A 20,247-nucleotide genomic window follows, 5' to 3' on the forward strand; every position below is an offset into this window, starting at 1 on the left:
GCGTTCTCTTTAGTTAATTAAGGTGGCTATTCATCCACCAGAGGCTTGCTCTTCACTTTTAACTTAAGCTGATGAATTCCCCCCACCGGAATAGTATAAGCATCACTCAGCGCGTTAGCGGCCTCCACACAAACGAAGTGACGATAATCGTCATCTTCCATATCAGTGCGCTGTTTGGCGATTTCTGCACCAGGATTCCACAATACCGTACTACTACTCCCTTCGGTGCTAATCACTAGCCTTCTTTGCAGCCCTGCATCGAAAATTTCGCATTTTTCTGGCGCAGAAGTATACACTCTGTCCATATAATCACAGGGTGCCACGACTCCGTGCTGCAACTTCTGGCTAGCGCCATCAAACTTATCAACATAGCTCACTTGATCTAAACCATGAACTTCTGCTTTTTGGTTATCTGATACATTAAAATAAGTATGCAGTGCTTCACTAATTGGCATAGGTTTATCGGATAAATTTGCTGCCGAGAAATTCACTCGAAAGCCCTTATCAGAAAAACGAAAAACTTGTCGTAGCTCAAAAGCAAACGGCCACATTTCTTCAATCAATGGATGGTTTTCTGAAGCTAGACGAATGACAATTTTCACATCACCATTTTTAAAACGCCCCGCCTCAATAAATTCCCAACGGAAATAGCGGGCAAGGCCATGCGCGGGGAAATCTGCCTGTGCCTCATTGGCACCAAACCAAGGCCAACAAACAGGAACACCAAAGTGTCGACGACCAAAACGGCCATCACCACCTAGATTAGCAGATTGAAATAATAGGTCCTCTTGACCAGCAGGAATAAAGCTCTCCAAATGCCCGCCCCATAAGGCAATAACCGCACTAAAGCCTGGTTGCTCTATGACGATTTCATCGCATTTTCTTAAGCTTGCTGGGCGTATTTCACCACCCAACTCTTCCAACTCTTGCATCAGTCGGCCATTCATCAATAACTCCATTAAGTAATTATGTACGCCCATATTAACTTTAGACGCCATGATTACAATAGTTTGAGCTTATACTGACAATACAACAAAGCAGATAACCTTGTTGCGCATCAATAAAGGCTTAACCTGATCGCACTTTTACGCTATAAAACACAGCAACTTAGGGCATGTTTTCGTTGTCGTTAACAAATGCCGCTTTCACTTTAAAAGGTGTTATATTTTTTATGAATCAACAGAACGAACCCAAAATGATCATTGGCTGCGACGAATGGTGCGCATTTCCTTCGCTTAATATTCCAGCCATTAAAGCTCGAGTTGATTCTGGTGCTAAAACATCCTCTATGCATGCGATCAACATTGTACGTTTTTCCCGTGATAATGAAGGTTGGGTTAGTTTTGAAGTTCACCCTCTGCAAAAAAACCGCAACGCTACCCTACATTGTGAGGCCCAGCTTGTTGATCAAAGAGTCATTAAAAGTTCTAGCGGAGACAAAGAAAGCCGCCCAGTCATTCGAGTCCCCTTATCTCTTGGTGGAAAAATATGGGAAGTAGAAGTCACACTAACCAACCGTGACAGCATGGGTTATAGAATGTTGCTAGGGCGGGAAGCAATGAATGGACGTGTTCTTATCGACCCTGAAGGACTATGCCTGCAGGGTGATAGAACAACAGAAACACTGAAAGAGCTTTATCCTTCAAAACAAAAGTAACCACTAGGCGGAGTAATTACTCTGTTGAATACACAACAGACTGGTTACGGCCGTTTTCTTTTGCTTTATATAGCGCTTCATCAGAGCGGCTAATCCAGTCACACGGAGCTTTGTCTACGCTGCTTGCGGCGGAAATACCAAAACTCATGGTGACAGAGATGACATCATTGGCTGTTTTAATCTTCATGTCCGCAATTTTTTTACGCACAGATTCACAAAAAAACAAGGCGCCCGCTACATCCGTATTTGGCAACAAAATAACAAACTCTTCACCACCATACCGCCCTACAAAATCCGTTTTCCGAACACTAGAGGACAGCGCTTTAGCCACAGCTTGCAACACTAAGTCACCCGCCGGATGGCCATACTTATCATTCACTTTTTTAAAAAAATCGACATCTGTCATTACTAAAGAATGCGATCCACCAGCATTCAAAAAGGTTTCAAAAGCACTTTGCAGTTTTTTATCTACACTGCCACGGTTGTGCAATTGAGTCATCGGGTCCGTTTTACTTAGATAATCCAATTGACTGTTAGCATTAGACAAAGACTGTTTATTTGTCGCCACATCCGTCACATCATACACCACCATGCAGACGTATTTTACAGAGCCATCAGCATTGGTAATCGGGCGTAAGGCAACGTTCTGATACATTTTATCAGCCACCCCAGTAATCGGGCGGTAGCTTTTAAAAGGAAAAAGGTGAGGTCGCTGCTCCCATGAAATAAAAATTGGAGTTCGCAAGGCAATAACATTGTCTAATTTTTGTTCCAGCCAATTATTATTAATGTCTGGGAAAATGCTAAATAAAGATCTCTCTTTGGCAATAGACGAACTCATGCCACTGTGGTTCTCCATAAAGCTATTCCACAGTTTAACTTCGTACTTTTCATTCAATACCACCAAGCCTACGTCAATATGTTGAAGCATATCGAATAGCCAATGCAGTTCCATCATCTCTTCTGCGTTACTGCTCATTTATTTACTCTTCCTCAACCAAATAGGACAGCAAATTCTCCAATTCTGAGACAGAACTTTCCGTAAATAGCATCATCAAATCACAACTTATTTGGTAGTTTTCAACTTCATAAACAATTTCAACGGCTAGTGTTCGCTTCCATTTAGCTTTTTTAGCATTCACCAAATCAGATACTTTAGCATGCTGCGCTAATAAAACCGGGTGACTATGACTAAAGTCGATATTCAACTGTTTACCAAATGCAGCAATAAAAGGTCCAACTAAAACCGATGACACATCCATCAACAGTTCCACTTCTACAATACTATCAATTGCATCTGTTACATTCAGAAGCTTAGCCATATCAGGGAAGCTAGAATCACTAAAAATAAGCAGGGTTTCAAAAGCGATACCCGAACCAACGAACCCTTGAGATACGGCGGAACAGCTGTCCTCTTTAACACTGTAATCCAATGCCATTCGCAATTCGCCTACTTCCAAGATATTCACCCTTGGAACTGGCAACTTGATAAAAACATTCAACATTTCCGCCAAAACACTAGCAGCACTGCCCATGGCAATGTTTGACACTTCTTGCAAACAATCATTAAGAGTAAATTGCTCTGCGGCTGTAGGCTGCTCAATAACCGTTTTCTGTAGATCTCCACCGACAGAAAAAAGCCCTAAAGAAATCAATAAATTGCGCAAATCTTCTGCAGACGCAGGTTTTTTATGGAAAGCAATTGCCCCCATATCTTTGACGCGCTGAATAGCCCTAGGCTGCACATCACCAGACACCACAATTACGGCAGGAGACTGCTCATAAAACTGCAACGCTTCAAGGGTTTCATAGCCGTCTTTTACCGGCATATTTAAATCTAAGAATAAAATATCGAAAGTCGAAGAGGACAAAATATCCAGGGCTTCCTGTCCATCTTCAGCAAATCCGACTTCAACATCCCAGTCGGTCGGTAATATCCTTGCTAATTGCTTGCGGGCAATCTTTGAATCATCACAAATCAGTACTCGTGTACTCATTACCACTCTCTTTTTGATCGGTACTATATAGTACTTACTATGACACTTAAGATAGCGTTACTAAAACTACAAAAATGTTATTTCACGTAACCAATAACATTTTTACTTATATTTGGTGCTCTAAATCAAAGAGCAGCTCTTTAAATAAAATAAAGCAGGTCATTTATACAAATGACAATAACGCTTTCGCTACTAAACGCTCATCGTACTTATGCTTTTTCTCAGTAATTAATGGCGTTCTTATAACCACGACATTTAGGCCACCCAATAACTCACTGTCTAGTTCACCATAATTATACGAGTCATCAAGTAATAGATAATCCAGAGCAGAATATGGGGCCTCCATCTCAGTATCGGCCATAACAGTAGAAACTAAACGTTTTACTCGCTCCATTAATGACAACCCCTGCTGTTCCGGATCCGTACCCAAATTAGGTAAATACACTTTAGGGTTAGGGTTTTGACAAATCGAGCGTCCCACCCCTTCAGGCAAAAGGTTAGCGAGAAGGCTACTGTAAAAGCTACCGGGTGGATAACAAATCAAATCGGCCGCCTCGATGGCGTCTTTACGGTCATCCGCGATATGACAATTAGTAGGAGCAATATTGCGTAAGCCTTTGTTTAACCACATACGCTTTATTGGGCTCGGCAACTCATTGGTTTCTTTTCCCGTAATTCTGTGTTGCCCTAAAACAATATCGCCATTATCGAGCTCAACCCCCAAATGCAAGCTTGCATCCAGAGTCGTTTTCACTTCCCCTAAGGCTTTTACTAAACGCGAAAACAAAAAAACAATTGGGTCCAATTGATGATGATTATTTAAATACCCACCAGCCATAATCAAATTACCAATACTGGCACCACGTAAATCAAAATCAGCATGGATACAATCTTGAGTTACCGCCAAATGCGTTTGAATCAAGGCTTTCATCGGATTAGGAATGCATTCAATTAATGGATGCTCACCCAGCACCAGCAACTGCAACTGCTCTCTTAATGCTATTGCTTCCGCTTGCTGAGGAAGGCGATGCGTAAACAAGTCATACACTTCAGGCTGCCCCATTACCGTTTCATCAGCCAATGCCATCAAACGACTACGCAAATCCCCAACAGCAGGAATATCAAATTCAGCGCGCAGACGCGCAGAACTTCCACCAGAATCAAAAGGTGTCACTAAATGCACCGAGTGATGCGTGTATTCTTTGAACACTCGGCTGATTTTATTCAACGCCGAGCCGCCACTAAAAAACAGTACTTTTGGGCCCTGCTCAGGCAAGCTCTGATAACGATGGACGCGGACAAGATCAGGCATCATCATGCGACGCCAAATACGCATAGAGCTTGTCATACAAATCCTCATCTAAAAAAATAAAAACATCACTATATTAGCAAATCAAAAAACAAAGCATTGTGACAATGCATTTAAATAGTTGGATATTATCTTCCATTCAATCCAAATGCTAAAATATAAAACAAAATAAACAATAGCACGTATTACTCATAGGACGTGCCATGGAAACTATTAACCTTGCGGCTTTAGATGATGACGATGTCTATGAAAGAATGAAAGTACAAGTCAAACAAGCTGCTGACAGTATTTCCAAGCGCTTAGGTGACTGCGAGTAAGCAATCTAGACATTTTATTTTCATAGGGAAAACAATCATGGCAATGACAGGTTTATTAGCGCTTCTTGATGACATCACTACACTGCTAGACGATGTCGCTGTTTTCTCTAAAGTCGCGGCTAAAAAAACCGCTGGCGTGTTAGGTGACGACCTTGCTTTAAACGCTGAACAAGTATCTGGCGTCAAAGCAGATCGTGAATTACCTGTCGTCTGGGCTGTGGCCAAAGGCTCTTTTCTTAACAAACTAATTCTAGTGCCATTAGCTCTCGCCATCAGCGCGTTTATACCTTGGTTGATTCAACCTTTACTAATGGCTGGCGGTTTGTATCTGTGTTTTGAAGGTGCGGAAAAAGTCCTTCATACATTTAAAGATAACCATGAAGAAAAAGAAGCCTTAAGGAAAAACGTCAAACAAGCAAGTTCAGCAAAAGAGCTACTCTCACTAGAAAAAAGCAAAGTGAAAGGCGCCATTCGAACCGACTTTGTGTTATCAGCCGAAATTATCGTCATTGCCCTTGGTACCGTGACGGGACAAAGTTTATTAACACAAAGCATCGTCGTCAGCTTGATCGCTTTTATTGTCACTGTCGGTGTATATTTCTTGGTGGGATTAATTGTACGGCTTGACGATATTGGCTTACACCTCAATCAATCAAAAAACACCTTCGTTAAACCGCTAGGCTTAGTCATATTGAAAGGCGCACCAATGCTGATCCGACTGTTAACTATTGTCGGCACCCTTGCTATGTTCTTAGTAGGCGGCGGTATTTTTGTTCATGGATTGCCGACATTACATCATATTGCCGACATGGCCGTGTCAGGTGAAATAGCTCAACTCCCACTTATAACGAGCTTGATAAACACCGGAGTTAGTTTTTCGGTTGGCTTAATTCTGGGCGGCCTAGCCGTTGGCATTGCCTCATTATTCACTAGGATTTTTCTCAAAAAAGCCTAAAAAACACCTAAGCCTGTCTAGCAGACAAAACGAACTCTGCCAATTCAGCGAAGCCTAAACCGCCTGGTTGGGTCGTCTGATAACGAGGGTGATGGCGCATAATCGACAAATGCTCGGTAATATTTGCCACACCGACACTTAATGGAAAACGCGCAAACATACTTTCATCATTAGGCGCATCGCCAACATAAAGCACTTGCTCTTGCTGTTGCACCTCACTCAGTCCGTACGTTTCGCTCAGTACACGTTGCGCCATGGAAAACTTATCGTAACCTTGCGAACACACGTTGATATGGATCGAACTAGCCTTAGCATTTAACCCCATATCAATCAGAGCCGCCAAACAAGCATCTTTGTCTGCAACCGCTGCTGGCTTAACATCTTGAGCGTAATCAATTGCCACATCAGTGAGCCGATAAGCCTGATCTCTTGCCAAACGCAAACGTGGGAATTGAGCTAAAGCCTGATTAACCTGAGTCAATATATTCGCTTGCTCTGCTCGCATCACTGACTCATCACGCCAGAAAGAATACGTCAGATGCCGGTCTGCTGTTCGGCCAATAAAGCAGGCACCGCCTTCAGTGATGACACCATCAACAGGAAGCGCTCTAGCGATCATGTCAGACCAACCAGCACAGCCACCAGTGACTGGAATCACCTTAATGCCATTCGCTTCGAGTTGCGCCAGTGCCCGTAGAGTTTCAACAGGCAACTGACCTTCCCATGTCAGCGTGTCGTCAAAGTCCGTTAAGATAAAACGTAAACTATTACAGGCAATTTTATCCATAGAGGAAAGCGCTAAACCAAAAGAGTCTAACGAAGAAGATATCGACATATTCGTCCTAACAACAGAGTTTAATTTGAACACCATGAGAGGTGAGTAATTGGGTTTGAAGCTCCGTTAGCCGATCACTAAAAAGCCAATCTATCGAAGAAAAAGGCTGTACTCGCGCCATCGCTTTTCGCCCCCACTTATGTTGATCAGCAACTAACAAACTGTGACGACTTTGCTCAACCAAAACACGACTTACCGACGCTTCTTCAGGGTCAAAGTCCAATATACCTTGCTCTTCATCCATGCCGCCACAACCTAATACGCCGTAGTCAAAATAATATTGACGCAATCCAGATAAGGTTTCTTCGCCAACCAAATCATGATGACGATGTCGTAATTTCCCCGCCAAGACGCGCACTCGAACCTCGGGATAATCGCCCAAAATACTCGCCACGGTTAAGTTATTGGTAAAAACCTGCAAGTTAGTGTGCGACACCAAAGCTTTCGCCACGTATTCAACCGTGGTGCCAATGCCTAAAAACACAGAAGCGCCATCGGGAATAACCTGAGCAGCCTCGGCGGCAATAGCCTCTTTCGCATCACTGTTCAAAAACTGGCGATGGTCGAAAGGCAGATTTTCGGTACTGGAGACAGGCGCAATACCTCCATGAGTGCGACGAACAAGGTGACGCTCAGCCAACTGATTAATATCTTTACGTATGGTCTGCGATGACACATTAAAGCGTGCCACCATCTCTTCAACCAATAGGGCGTCTTCTTGCTGTACCCAGTTTAATATCTGGTTTTGCCTTTCATTTAATCCCACACAACGCCCTTAATTTATTCTGCCAACAGTGATGAGAACTGAGTCGGATCATCGGTAATCACCGCATCCATTCCCCACTCCCAATGCGCTTCCACTTTTTCAGGATCATTGGCCGTATAACATAACAATTTATAGCCCGCTTCTTTAATAGCCCGCGCCTGATTTTCGGTTAATCGCGAGTAATCACAATTCAAGCTGTACGCCTTAATAGACGCTAGCTGTTCTTGCCAATTATCAGGAATAGCTTCATATAAAGGAGCAAGATGACGCTGTGTATCAATCTCGTAACATAGCTCTAACGCTGCAAGGTTAAAACTAGAAATCATCAGCTTGTCATTGTCTTGCCAATGGTCTCGCAACATTGCCATGACTGCAGGCACAATATTTTCCACATCAGAACTATCGTGCTTAATCTCAAGATTCAAACCAAGACCCAGCGACTGAATACATTCCAAGGCTTCCAACAAAGTAGGCACTTTTTCCCCAATGAACTTATCAGAGAACCAAGCGCCCGCATCCAATTCAGCAACATCAACAGGCCTAGCATCACGAGTCACGCCTGATCCATTAGTACAGCGATCAAGGGTATCATCATGAAAAATAACCAAACCACCTTCGGCAATTAAATACACATCAATTTCTACCCAAGTCGCCCCCGCTTCAGCAGCCGCTCGGATAGACGCCAAGGTATTTTCAGGTGCCAATAATGCAGCACCACGGTGCCCCATTACTTTGGTATTGAGCACCTTGTCTTTCACAATATAACCAGTAGAAACATTGTCATTTGTCATATCGATCTCACAATCGTTGTTGAGTTTTAGCGTCAAATAAGTGCCAATGGGACATAGGTGCCGTTAACCACATAAGGCTATTCACCTCAGGTAAATGAGGCCCAGACAAACGCACCACCATAGGCTCGCCATTACCAAATTCCGTCTCTATTTTGCCATGAATTAACGTCTCTGCCCCCAAGGATTCTACCGCTTGGATACGCAAAGCGAAATCGGCATTCCGTTCATCACTCACTTCCAAATGCTCAGGACGAATCCCCCAAACAATATCACCGCGGTGCTGATGAGAAAGTGGCAAAGTAAGTGTTTCTGATAGGTGAATACCTTGCTCGGTAAGGTTGGCGTCGACCAAATTCATTGAAGGAGAACCAATAAAGGCCGCCACAAAAGGTGTTGCCGGTTTATTGTATAAATCCATCGGCGTACCAATTTGCTCTGCTTTGCCCTTGTTCAACACTACCAAGCGATCCGCCAAGGTCATCGCCTCAACTTGATCATGGGTTACATACAAGGTCGTCGTGCCCAATTTGCGCTGTAACTGACGAATCTCGACACGCATCTGCACACGTAATTTTGCGTCTAAATTAGACAAAGGTTCATCAAACAAAAACACTTTTGGATCACGAACCATAGCCCGCCCCATGGCGACACGCTGACGCTGACCGCCAGATAATTGACGCGGTTTACGCTGTAGCAACTCTGTCAAACCCAGCATAGCGGCTACATCACTGACCTTTTCTTCGATCATTTTTTTCGCCATACCGCGATTTTTCAAACCGTAAGCCATGTTGTCATACACGGACATATGCGGATACAAGGCATAATTTTGAAACACCATGGCGATGTCACGTTCAGCTGGCTCTTTCTCATTCATACGCTCACCACGAATGCGCAGCTCGCCAGTGGAAATACTCTCCAGGCCCGCCACCATACGCAATAAAGTCGATTTACCACAGCCAGACGGGCCCACTAAAACAATAAACTCGCCTTCTTCAATCGATAAATCCACGCTTGGAATGGCATGATAACCATTAGGATAGGTCTTACCTACTTTCTCTAAAATAACGTCCGTCATTACTACTTCTCCGAATCCACTAAGCCTTTAACAAACAGCTTCTGCATACCAATCACCACCGCAACCGGCGGCAACATCGCTAACAAGGTGGTTGCCATAATTTGGTTCCATGCGATATCACCATCAGTTACCGACAACATGCGCTTAATACTCATTACCAAGGTGTAATAAGCGTCGTCTGTGGTAATCAACAAAGGCCATAGATATTGATTCCAACCGTAAATAAATAAGATCACAAACAAGGCCGCAATATTGGTTCTAGACAAGGGCAGCAAGATGTCAAAAAAGAAGCGCCATGGCCCAGCACCATCTATTCGAGCGGCTTCCACCAGCTCTCCCGGAATGCTTAAAAAACACTGACGAAACAAGAAGGTCGCGGTCGCACTGGCGATTAAAGGCAAGGTTAAGCCTGTGTAACTATTGAGCAAATCAAGATTCGCCACCACCTCATACGTCGGCACAATCCGTACTTCAACAGGTAGCATCAAGGTCATGAAAATGATCCAAAAACACAGATTACGGAACGGAAAGCGAAAGAACACAATCGCGTAAGCCGACAACAACGAAATGGCGATCTTGCCGAAGGTAATGCCCAGCGCCATAATCAAAGAGTTCAGCATCATAAACCAGACAGGCGTATCCACGCCGTTACCGGCTTTTTCAAACAACACCGTTCCCCATGTTTCTGCGCCCGCATCGCCAAACCACAAAGGAATATGACCAACACCAAACGCCGAGGCAGGATGTGTTGATGCCACCAGCGCCATCCAAACAGGCAACGCCACTAAAGCAATCCCCGTTAATAACGTCGCATGACTTGCAAAGGTTAACCAAGGTCGATTTTCGATCATGAGTACTGCACCTTACGCTCAATAAAACGAAACTGAATCACCGTCATCAAACCGACAATCGCCATTAACACAACCGACTGCGCCGCCGATCCACCAAGGTCTAAACCAACAAAGCCGTCATCAAACACTTTATATACCAAGGTCGTTGTACTTTGTCCTGGACCGCCTTTGGTGGTCGCATCAATCACACCAAAAGTCTCGAAGAAAGCGTACACAAGATTCACAACCAACAAGAAAAACGTCGTCGGCGACAAAAGCGGAAAGACAATCGTCCAAAAACGCTTGAAAGGGCTTGCTCCATCAATCGCCGCCGCTTCAATAAGCGAACGGGGTACGGCTTGCAAACCCGCAAGAAAGAATAAAAAGTTGTAACTGATTTGCTTCCAAGTAGAAGCTATCACCACCAATATCATCGCTTGGTTACCATCGAGGTAGTGGTTCCAATTAATACCTGCCGACTTCAACCACAGGGCAATCGGCCCCATGCTCGGATCAAACAGAATCCACCACAAAACACCCGCCAACGCAGGCGCGACGGCATATGGCCAAATCAACAAGGTTTGATACGCCAGCTTGCCACGAATAATACGATCCGCCATCACGGCCAACAACAGCGCCAAAGACATCCCGACAATAGCAACAGAAAAACTGAATACCAAAGTGGTTAACATAGACTGGTAATACAAAGGGTCTGTAAATAAATCCGCAAAGTTTTCCAAGCCAATAAACTCACGACTCAGACCAAATGCATCTTCTTGGTAAAACGCTTGCTCCAAGGCTTGCTCAGCAGGCCAAAGAAAGAAAATAGCGGTAACCAACAGCTGAGGCAACAGCAGTAGCCAAGGTAGGCCTTTTTGGGGAAAGGTAACTGTCATCGGACAATCCAAAAAAAGAAAACGACAAATTAAAAAGAAAAATACGCCACGCGATAAAAAAACGCCCTTATGCTTTATACATAAGGGCGTTTATTTTGCTTAATCGTTCGTTTTTTCAAACTTACGAAGTTGCGTGTTACCACGTTCAACTGCCGTATTTAAAGCGGTTTGAGCATCTACATCGCCACTCCAAACAGATTCTAATGCTTCATCAATGATGCCACGAATCTGTACAAAGTTACCCAAGCGTAAACCTTTGGTATTTCCTGTTGGAGTACCTGTAGTCATTTGGATGACACCCGTTTCCGTACCAGGATTCGCAGCATAGAAACCTTGACCCTTGGTTAAATCATAGGCGGCTTTGGTGATTGGTAAGTACCCAGAAAACTGGTGCCAGTCAGCCTGAACTGATGCACTTGATAAATAACTTAGGAAAGAAGCCACACCTTTGTACTCTTCTTTAGAGTGACCTTGAAGGACCCATAAAGACGCACCACCAATGATAGTGTTAGAAGGTTGTTTTACCTTGCCCTCCCAGTAAGGAAGTTCAGCAACACCAAAGTCGAATTTCGCATTACGTTTTATGCCTGCGTAACCTGCAGAAGACTCAGTAAACATGGCACATTCTTGGCTATAGAATTTCGCCGCACCATCGTTGGTACGACCCGAGTAGCTAAAAATACCATTCTTTTGCCATTCACCCATTTTCTCTACATGAGCAACTTGCAGTGGACCATTGAATTTCAACTCGGTTTTCAAACCACCAAAGCCGTTATCCATAGAAGCAAATGGCACATTGTGACGAGCACTTAGGTTTTCTAGCTGTACCCAAGATTGCCAAGCCGTCGTGAAACCACAAGAGACGCCTGATGCTTGTAGCTTCTTCGCTGTAGTTTCTACTTCTTGCCACGTTTTAGGCGCCTGGCTAATGCCAGCCTTTTTGAACAAGTCTTTATTGTAATACAGTACAGGTGTAGAACTGTTGAATGGCATAGACAGCATTTGACCATCACTGTTGGTATAATAACCTGTAACAGCGCTCAAATAAGCACTTTCGTCGAACGCCTGACCAGACTCACGCATTAACTTGTATACAGGATAAATGGCGCCTTTTGCTGCCATCATACTCGCTGTGCCCACTTCAAAAACCTGCACAATAGCGGGTTGCTGTTTCGCTCGAAACGCGGCAATAGCTGACGTCATCGTCTCTGTGTAATTGCCTTTATAAACGGGCTTCACCTCATAAGCGTCCTGCGAATCGTTAAACGCTTTGGCGATTTCATTTACTTTTTCGCCATTTGCGCCACCCATTGCATGCCACCATTCTATTTCTGTGGCAGCAAAGCCTGAACTCGCAATAGATAGACCAACAACCACTGACGCTAACTTCAAATTATGCATTTCCGTGTTCCTCACAATGAGTTTTTATTAGAAAAGAAAGAACGAATATAGAAAGAATATGTTTCACTTTGATGATAGTTAGGTTTCATTTGAAATACAATTACAATTCAAATGAAACCTTTCAGAGAACAGATATCAGAAAACAGGAAAAAATTGCACCATCAAAAGACCAATTAAAAGGAAGGGAGTTAGGTAAAAATCATGAAAAAAATGACTCTAGCACTCCGTATGATCGAATGCTTTGGGTTCACGTATGGCTTAGCTTTTTTATATCAATACTATTCGCTAAGGTAGCCATTTTGTCAGTATTGCAATTAATTTATCTTGTGAAATGGGCTTAGCAATATGATCATTCATGCCTGCGGCGAAACAGTCATCCTCATCCCCTTTCATGGCGTTAGCACTAAGGGCAACTATCGTAATGTCACAAGGCGTTTTTTGTCCGGAAAATTTGCGAATGGTTCGTGTGGCTTCATAGCCATCCATTACCGGCATTTGACAGTCCATAAAAATCATATCGAATTGATTTGCTTGAGCTTGCTCGACCGCTTTTTGTCCATTTTCCGCCACAACAACTTCTACGCCGCACAAGTTCAACAAACCACGAGCAACAATTTGATTCGTTAAATTGTCTTCCACTAACAACACTTTGCCTTTAAATGTTAACGGGGCGTCCGGGGTGCTCTCTACTTTTTTCACAGCCAACGCAGAGTCTCCTTTGATTAAAGGTTCTAAATTTTCAAGAACGTTTAGTAATGGCTGATGAAAAACAGGCTTCATTAAAGAAGCTTCATATTTTTCTCTATCAAACTCCATACTCGAACGCCCTTGCACTAACACACGCTGTACGGCATTCTTTTTACAGAATTCGCTTAACTCAGCAACCTCTGCTTGCACAGTTAAAACATCGGAGTCAATTAACAGGCAATTTCCTATTCTCTCTTTATCTTCAAGAGCATTTTCAATGCCAGCGAAAGCATTGTAATTGACTCCAAATAAATCCAGCAATGCTGCAATATACTCACGGCCAGTTTTATTTCCATAAACCAAGGTCACTTTCAAGCCATTTTCAGCGTTATTCGCTATCAAGGGAACTTGCTCCACAAGAGAAACTTGCGTAAGGGGTATGCGAAACCAAAAAGATGATCCTTGACCTTCCACCGAGCTTAAGCCTATTTCCCCTTCCATGGCTTGAACTATTTCTTTGCTAATGGCTAAGCCCAGTCCTGTACCTCCAAATTGACGTGTCGTTGAACCGTCTGCTTGCTTAAAACGCTGAAAGAGATGATTCTGATTTTCTGCAGAAATGCCAATACCAGAATCCTCAATAGTAATGTTCAACACAATATTGTCATCGACTAGAGGTTCAATCAAAAACCGCAACGCCACTTCACCTTCTTGGGTGAATTTGACCGCATTACCCATTAAATTCACCAACACTTGTTTAATGCGCAACCTATCTCCGTACAGCACCACCTCAGGAATAGGGGCCGTGGGAGAATTCAACACGACGCCCTTTCCTTCCGCTTTTAAAACAAAAATACTGGTCACTTCTTCAATTAACGCCCGCAATTCAAACTCTTGTTTATCTAGTGTCAACTTCCCCATTTCGATCTTAGACAGATCTAAAATATCGTTAATAATATCCAGCAAAGACTCTGCACTCTGCTGGGATATTTTGGCTAAATTCGCCTGCTCAGATTGTAGCTTCGTATTCAGCAGCAGAGATAAACAACCAATAACACCATTCAACGGCGTACGAATTTCATGACTCATATTTGCCAAAAACTCGCTCTTAGCACGGTTCGCTTCTTCGGCCTCTTCTTTCGCCTTGCTTTGCTCTAGCTCCGATGCCCTTAAATGCTCATTCGCCAACTGCAAATCACGCGTTCTTAATTTTACTCGACTCTCTACTTGCGCTGTATGACTGCTCACAATCAATAAAAACCAACCAGACAAACCTGTAAACAAAAAACCACAAGCCAGTACAAACTTCACAATCCAAGGTTGTTTAAAAAAGTAACGGTCACTGACTTGAAAGAGCGACCAAGACTTGCCGCCAACATCAATATCAAAACGAACAGCATGGCTAAAATCGCCTGCGCTGTAGTGATCAACCACTTCTTTAGCGGTCAGGCTCGCCGTCATATTTTTAGTCACAAGCGTTGGCGACTTAGAACCACTATCTAAATCTACCAAATACAAATCGGTATTAGGTAATAAACCTCGTTCGACGATCGTATTAGTTAAAACCTCCAGCTCTATCACTGCGGTTGTAACACCTAAAAAATCACCTTTTTCCTGCTCAAAAAATGGCATGAACAATAAAACGGCATTAGAGCCTTGCACTAGTTTAAGAGGAGTTGTCGGATAAGCCTTACGTAGAGAAATGGCTTGGTCTAGGGCAAAACGTCGGTCATCTTGAGAATACACATCATAACCCAATGCCTGCTCATTCCCCTCCATAGGGCTAATATAAGTGACGACTATATGCTGCTCTCTAGGCGTTACCAAGACCAGCTGGTTAGCGTCGTTTTTCTCTTTTACTTGGAATACCTGATTTGGATAATCTTTTTGAACATCACGCTCAAAACTGGCTAACTTTTCACCTGGTACAGCAAAGTTCAAACTGACGACCAATATAGAATCATCTCGTTGCATCACGCTATTAGCAAACAAGGCAAACTCTTTCGCTTCAATATGGTCACTGCCTTTGATCAACCCCACAAAACTGTGCAACATATCAACGCTGTTCTTAATCCGATTATTGAGCAACACTTCTAAAAGTTCAGCATTAGAACGAAACTCTTTTGATTGCTTATTCCATTCTGAATAAACACTTCCCCAAGACAATACTGCAGCAATCACCAACACAAAAATGAAGCCACCCAACAAACGCCAAGGGCGTTCGAATCGATTACCAAAATATTTGGGGAAACATACAGCAAGCCAAGGCACCATTACTAAGACGCCGATCATATCGCCGCCCCACCAAACCAGCCAGTTTGTTATAAATTCATCTTTACCAATGACACCAAAAGAAAGTAAAGAAACGGCACCAATACTAGCCCCAATCAAGGTAGACAAAATACCGGCTAAAAAGATAAACCGCACGACTAAACCGGTGCGATGAAAATGAAAAGGCATACCAACAAAACGACGAATTAAATAGCCGCCAACAAAAGACTGTAACGTTGAGCCAAAAGCAATAAGAGCAGGAAGAGACCAGGCAACTACATGATGATTTACCCAAGTCGCCCCCATGTTGACCATCAAAGAGCCTAAGAAAATACCAAATGGGGCTGCCTTAGGAAAAAAGATCGACGCCGCCACCGCCAAACCAGAAGCAGGCCAAATAATCGTTGAGTAACCAGGCGAAATCGCAACAGCCAACCCCACAACGCCAAGGATAAAATATCCCATCGCAGTTAAGGCTATAATCGACATAACTCTCATCATGTTCATTTGCTCCATCAAAGATGGTTTAAGCATAGCGAAAACAGCGAGTTTTGAAGATTTAATATTGGTTACGTTATGTAATAAAAAGCAAGTTGGTGGGGGGAAAGGGAGTTACGAACTTATGGCCTTTTTAAGCGGTATAGAGGTAAATATCAATCAGGTCTTGTTCAACAAGCTTTGAATATGTGTATTTATTAGCCATTTAGCTCAGCTTTTGCTTTGGCAATAATTTGTGAGTGTGTGAGCGCACTCTCACCGCTATCTTCTCCAGCTTGCAGAGCTTGGCGCAAGGTCTCAAGTTTGGTGCGGTATTCGGCCTCTTGCTCTTCTTTCATTAGTTCTTCTTACCTAAGATTGGCTCTAGCCATGTAATGATCGTTCGAGCACTTTGTATAGATGCATCACAGGTTGAGTTCTCAGCAATTTTCTTTGCTTCCTGTAAAGCCATCATAACGGCTGCTCTGGTGGCCTTCTGCTCTTCTATAGTTATAAAATCGTCTTCGTCATATGTCGTAGGTGATTCAACTTTCATGAAAGTATGAGGAGGTTCATGATAAAGCCCTGTTACACGCTGTGGCATCCAGTCATCACCAATCACTAACTCAGCATCAAAAGAGAGTGATAGTTTTTCATCTGTCCCCAGACATTACAACTTGAAGATTAAAAACCTTCAAGTCTATCTGATTCTAAATGACCATTTAAAAGCTCATTGTATGAATTCTTCTTTTCTTTTGGAGATGACTTAATCATTAACCTTAATGTTTTTAATGAAGGAGTCACACACCCAAATTTATCATAAACCCCATCAATTAAATCATAAAATTCATTTCCTTGAGCATATAAGCTTAACGCGCCCTTCCACCATTCATCTCCTGTAAGTTCTATCAAATCAATATTTCTATCAGTCCCTAATATACAAGAAGCCAAATGCTCTTGAAATCTAAAATGTCCAAATGAATATTCCCCTGTAAGCCTATCTTTAATTAAGATATTACATGGATCTTCAAGCTCCTTAACGCACTCAGTTATAAAATCATTGCTATAACTACTTGACAACTCAGACCTCAATCTACTTTTTATTGACTTGAGCGTTGAAGATCTAATGCCTGATTTATGCATTGAAAATGCAATTTTTTTCGCACACATTATCAAAAATTCAGACTTTTGATTTTGTCTTCTTACTTTTTTATGGAGGTCGTATTCCCCTGTAAAAAGCTTTAGTCTTTCATTATAAATTTCGAACTCAGATGTTGGGGCATCGATACCTTTCTCCATTAAAGAACAAGCTATTGTTGCTAACAGAGGAGTTTTTATATAGTCATATATATCCTTTTCCTTAATAGCCTTTATCAACTTTTTTGCTTTTACTTTATCTTCCATCCATCCTAAAATGAATTTTGACAACTGCTCTTTTGTAAACGGCAAAAGAGTTATACCTAAAAAATCAATCTCTTTTATATAACTTACACAATCTCTACTTGAAATTATTATCTGAACAGCGGGATACTCTTTCTTAAAATCAGATATTGCTTTCGTTATAAACTTAACACTTGAATAAACCTCATCCAAACCATCTAAAATCAAAGCAATAGGTTTACTCGATAATATAGTACTGATTTTATTAATGGCATCGTCATTAATCTGTTGCTTTTTACTTAAAAGAATTATTTTTTGAATTACATTTTTAGTTATATTTTTTTCATCTTCAAAGTCATGATTTTTAATAAACTCCTCTAATACTCTATTAAGAGGGATATACACTAAACGTTTACTCTCTATCTCTGAAAAAAATGCAACATATGCTTGGAGTGTTGTTGTCTTACCAACACCTGCACCTCCATAAACTGCAATATCATTTCCAGTAGATAGTATATCGTGTGGAGAAATAGAAACCCTATCCTCATTTTCATTATTTTCAAACGTAATAACTCCAGATATTAGAGGAGAAAAACGTTTTATAAATTCAATATAATTTAATGAAATTTTAGTTTCATGTAAAAACCTTTTAAGATTAAATAAACCACTGCCGGCATTAATAAGTGATAAATAACTACGATATTCACTAGTTCTTCTATCTAACTCAGCTCGGATAAAACACGAATTTAAAGTGAATTTAAAAGTCGGCCTGACTACTATCAAACTATTTAGTTCATCTATAGTTATCAAAGCATCTTTTAATTTTTTTACTATGGGAGTAATTTTAATTAAATGATTCCTCAGCCTTCTATCTGAAATTTTATTTATAAGAGATGAGTCTGTAAAATATTCGTTTTTTTTATAAATTGATTTATTCTTAAACGATGATATTGCACGATCAATCTCTGAAGTCGTCACCAACCAATCTTCATCTTCACCACTGAAAGCTGAAACAAACGCCTCTTGGATTTCAATTAATTCAGAGAGCCATAGTTCGTATTCTTCTTTTTTATCCATGGAAACACAAACATTTTCTTTATTTTCTTCAGTGTTATATCGTTCGAGATCACGGAAATATTTATCCTCAATATCTTCAACATCCTCAATGATAAAACCAAAAGAAAAATTGAATATACTTTCAAACAATAAAACTTCATTTTTAACTTCATACCATTCATCGATATTTCCAGTAGAAAATAAATCAGTTGGAATATTTAACTTAAAATCAAATAACAAATTACTATCAACAGAACCTACAAAAAAACCTAAATCACTATAGTAATTATCAATACTTACTTCTTTATTACTATTTAATGCAGAGAGAAGTTCATTATTTATAAGATGTGTATGTTGATGAAGAAATAAATCATCATCATTCTCGCTCAAAATGGAGAAAAGATTTGGGGCATATTTATTGATACTTTGAATTATTTTTGGCCCATCAAAAAAACTGACTTTTTTCCCGTCCCCAGCTCTAGTCTGACTTAATATCTCATCCATCAAGCGAGTAGATATTTCCTCTGGGCACGCCAGATATACATAATCAGCCCGAACCTTTCGTCCCTCTATGTGAGGAATTTCATCTGTTAAACACTGTCTTAATTGATGCAATAGCTGCGAGAGCTTGGCTCCTTCCTTTACATTTTGAATATCACCTACTTTTTTTGACTGAATAAACGTTATTTGTGGCTCTATCTCGGGAGGGTTTTCTTTTTGAGCAATTAAATCCTTACCTCTCTCGTATACACCTCCATAAAAATCAACTCGTGTATAACCCATAGCTTCAAAAAGAGGCTTAATAATATCTCTTGTAAAATCATTTTCCTCCATTGCCCTCAGCGCTTTTAAGTACTTTTGATCCATGGTTTCCATTTGAGAGATGATCCTTATGTAAAGTTAATTAGCTAAATAATGTTTCATTTTCCCCCATTTGAAAACATTTTATTAATATCTTTTCCTACCATCCTATCGCTTAAGGTTGTTGACAAAATCCAACGCCGTAGCGTGAAACCCCTAAGTTTAACTGGACGGAGCCTGAAAGTTTTGGGTCAGATCAAAAGCTAACCTGTTCGGGGTGCCACGTTATACATACCATTCAAATCCTCAGTGAAATCAAATAGATGTGTAAACCTAGTTTCTTGATCTGCCCCCAACACTCCCAGCAGATAGCACAAGAAGACTTTTGAGCTAAAAAGAGAGATCAGATTAAAGGATTTATTGAAAATTGACGGTTAACAAGGCTAATTAGTTTGACTTAAGAGCAGTGTCGAAGCATTTTGAAGACAGTTTGAAGAATACTAGAAAGTGGTGCCCAGAGACGGAATCGAACCGCCGACACGAGGATTTTCAATCCTCTGCTCTACCGACTGAGCTATCTGGGCAAATAGAAAAATGACTATGGAGATGTGCGAGCCATTTCGACCAAAAAAAAGCCTGCTAAATTAGCAGGCTTTTTTTTTAATCATGGTGCCCAGAGACGGAATCGAACCGCCGACACGAGGATTTTCAATCCTCTGCTCTACCGACTGAGCTATCTGGGCAAG

General features: G+C 41.6%; 17 protein-coding genes and 2 tRNA genes. 2 read left to right on the forward strand and 17 right to left on the reverse strand.

All coding sequences use genetic code 11. The features are described from left to right. Positions 1 to 26 precede the first annotated feature (26 nt). Positions 27 to 980, reverse strand: coding sequence for a D-hexose-6-phosphate mutarotase (locus tag DFP80_RS14190; protein WP_258546986.1), 954 nt, complete (start codon positions 978 to 980; stop codon positions 27 to 29). 191 nt (positions 981 to 1,171) lie between these two features. On the opposite strand from DFP80_RS14190, the gene DFP80_RS14195 reads away from it, so the two are divergent. Then, positions 1,172 to 1,657, forward strand: coding sequence for an ATP-dependent zinc protease family protein (locus DFP80_RS14195; protein WP_113917467.1), 486 nt, complete (start codon positions 1,172 to 1,174; stop codon positions 1,655 to 1,657). 16 nt (positions 1,658 to 1,673) lie between these two features. On the opposite strand, the gene DFP80_RS14200 is transcribed toward DFP80_RS14195, so the two are convergent. The 3 genes from DFP80_RS14200 to DFP80_RS14210 all read right to left on the reverse strand — a co-directional run bounded on the left by DFP80_RS14200 (position 1,674) and on the right by DFP80_RS14210 (position 5,002). Further along, positions 1,674 to 2,636, reverse strand: coding sequence for a GGDEF domain-containing protein (locus tag DFP80_RS14200; protein ID WP_113917468.1), 963 nt, complete (start codon positions 2,634 to 2,636; stop codon positions 1,674 to 1,676). A gap of 4 nt (positions 2,637 to 2,640) precedes the next feature. Beyond that, positions 2,641 to 3,654: a response regulator gene (locus DFP80_RS14205; protein WP_175020617.1), complete on the reverse strand. Its 1,014-nt coding sequence runs from the start codon at positions 3,652 to 3,654 to the stop codon at positions 2,641 to 2,643. A 163-nt stretch (positions 3,655 to 3,817) separates the two neighbouring features. Next, positions 3,818 to 5,002 carry a GAK system CofD-like protein gene (locus DFP80_RS14210; RefSeq protein WP_113917470.1) on the reverse strand — a complete coding sequence of 395 codons (1,185 nt, stop codon included), beginning with the start codon at positions 5,000 to 5,002 and terminating at the stop codon, positions 3,818 to 3,820. Between the two features lie 315 nt (positions 5,003 to 5,317). On the opposite strand from DFP80_RS14210, the gene DFP80_RS14220 reads away from it, so the two are divergent. Then, positions 5,318 to 6,235: a DUF808 domain-containing protein gene (locus tag DFP80_RS14220; protein ID WP_113917471.1), complete on the forward strand. Its 918-nt coding sequence runs from the start codon at positions 5,318 to 5,320 to the stop codon at positions 6,233 to 6,235. Positions 6,236 to 6,242: 7 nt separating this feature from the next. On the opposite strand, the gene DFP80_RS14225 is transcribed toward DFP80_RS14220, so the two are convergent. From DFP80_RS14225 to DFP80_RS14285, 13 genes are all read right to left on the reverse strand, one after another. After that, a complete protein-coding gene (locus tag DFP80_RS14225) occupies positions 6,243 to 7,070 on the reverse strand; it encodes an HAD family hydrolase (RefSeq protein ID WP_241560277.1) in 828 nt (275 codons plus the stop codon). Between the two features lie 7 nt (positions 7,071 to 7,077). Then, the gene (locus DFP80_RS14230; protein WP_113917472.1) at positions 7,078 to 7,836 is read right to left on the reverse strand and encodes a DeoR/GlpR family DNA-binding transcription regulator; all 759 of its coding nucleotides are present in this window, start codon (positions 7,834 to 7,836) and stop codon (positions 7,078 to 7,080) included. A gap of 14 nt (positions 7,837 to 7,850) precedes the next feature. Continuing rightward, positions 7,851 to 8,627 (reverse strand): glycerophosphoryl diester phosphodiesterase, encoded by a 777-nt coding sequence (locus tag DFP80_RS14235; protein WP_113917473.1) that lies wholly within the window; start codon positions 8,625 to 8,627, stop codon positions 7,851 to 7,853. A 7-nt stretch (positions 8,628 to 8,634) separates the two neighbouring features. Next, on the reverse strand, positions 8,635 to 9,702 hold the full coding sequence (gene ugpC, locus DFP80_RS14240; protein WP_113917474.1) for a sn-glycerol-3-phosphate ABC transporter ATP-binding protein UgpC: 1,068 nt from the start codon (positions 9,700 to 9,702) through the stop codon (positions 8,635 to 8,637). 2 nt (positions 9,703 to 9,704) lie between these two features. Continuing rightward, on the reverse strand, positions 9,705 to 10,553 hold the full coding sequence (gene ugpE, locus DFP80_RS14245; protein ID WP_113917475.1) for a sn-glycerol-3-phosphate ABC transporter permease UgpE: 849 nt from the start codon (positions 10,551 to 10,553) through the stop codon (positions 9,705 to 9,707). Continuing rightward, positions 10,550 to 11,428 (reverse strand): sn-glycerol-3-phosphate ABC transporter permease UgpA, encoded by an 879-nt coding sequence (ugpA, locus tag DFP80_RS14250; protein WP_113917476.1) that lies wholly within the window; start codon positions 11,426 to 11,428, stop codon positions 10,550 to 10,552. The genes ugpE and ugpA overlap by 4 nt, the downstream gene beginning before the upstream one ends. A 99-nt stretch (positions 11,429 to 11,527) precedes the next feature. Beyond that, positions 11,528 to 12,829, reverse strand: a complete 1,302-nt coding sequence (gene ugpB, locus DFP80_RS14255; protein WP_113917477.1) for a sn-glycerol-3-phosphate ABC transporter substrate-binding protein UgpB — start codon at positions 12,827 to 12,829, stop codon at positions 11,528 to 11,530. Positions 12,830 to 13,114: 285 nt separating this feature from the next. After that, positions 13,115 to 16,288, reverse strand: coding sequence for an ATP-binding protein (locus DFP80_RS14260; RefSeq protein WP_113917478.1), 3,174 nt, complete (start codon positions 16,286 to 16,288; stop codon positions 13,115 to 13,117). Positions 16,289 to 16,482: 194 nt separating this feature from the next. Beyond that, positions 16,483 to 16,623: a hypothetical protein gene (locus tag DFP80_RS20690; RefSeq protein ID WP_158601364.1), complete on the reverse strand. Its 141-nt coding sequence runs from the start codon at positions 16,621 to 16,623 to the stop codon at positions 16,483 to 16,485. Beyond that, positions 16,623 to 16,868 (reverse strand): hypothetical protein, encoded by a 246-nt coding sequence (locus tag DFP80_RS14270; protein ID WP_113917480.1) that lies wholly within the window; start codon positions 16,866 to 16,868, stop codon positions 16,623 to 16,625. Before DFP80_RS14270 ends, DFP80_RS20690 begins: the two co-directional genes overlap by 1 nt. 80 nt (positions 16,869 to 16,948) lie before the next feature. Then, on the reverse strand, positions 16,949 to 19,576 hold the full coding sequence (locus DFP80_RS14275) for an NACHT domain-containing protein (RefSeq protein ID WP_113917481.1): 2,628 nt from the start codon (positions 19,574 to 19,576) through the stop codon (positions 16,949 to 16,951). A gap of 433 nt (positions 19,577 to 20,009) precedes the next feature. Continuing rightward, a tRNA-Phe gene (locus DFP80_RS14280) sits at positions 20,010 to 20,085 on the reverse strand. An 83-nt stretch (positions 20,086 to 20,168) separates the two neighbouring features. Then, positions 20,169 to 20,244: transfer RNA gene (locus DFP80_RS14285), tRNA-Phe, on the reverse strand. Positions 20,245 to 20,247 lie beyond the last annotated feature (3 nt).

The organism is Marinomonas rhizomae, from assembly GCF_003315485.1.
Lineage (GTDB): Bacteria > Pseudomonadota > Gammaproteobacteria > Pseudomonadales > Marinomonadaceae > Marinomonas > Marinomonas rhizomae.